This is a genomic window from Halomonas sp. ND22Bw, from assembly GCF_003011945.1.
GTDB lineage: Bacteria > Pseudomonadota > Gammaproteobacteria > Pseudomonadales > Halomonadaceae > Halomonas > Halomonas halophila.
This window is the reverse complement of record NZ_PXWD01001924.1, coordinates 1-230: the sequence shown is the minus strand read 5'-3', so window position 1 is coordinate 230 and position 230 is coordinate 1. Positions and strand designations below refer to the sequence as shown.

Sequence of the window (230 nt, the reverse complement as noted above, 5' to 3'; positions counted from 1 at the left end):
CCAGCGAAGACCGGATCGTCCGCCGCCCCGATCACCGTGGCAGCTCTCGCCCCCTGCTCGACGGGGTTTTCCGTCCCATCGACGAAGCCCAGTAAGTCGCGATCATCGAAGTAGCGGAAGCCATGCACCTCGTCCGTGACCGAGGCGACGCCGGCGAGGCGCTTCACGATCTGCGCGGCCATCTCGAAGCACAGGTCCTGCCGTGCGGCGCGAATGTGGAACAGCAGGTC

At 66.5% G+C, this 230-nt stretch carries 1 protein-coding gene; it reads right to left on the bottom strand.

Translation table 11 applies throughout. From position 1 onward, the window contains the following. A partial coding sequence (locus CVH10_RS24990) for a Dyp-type peroxidase domain-containing protein (RefSeq protein WP_181244783.1) occupies positions 1-230 on the bottom strand: 230 nt, incomplete at both ends.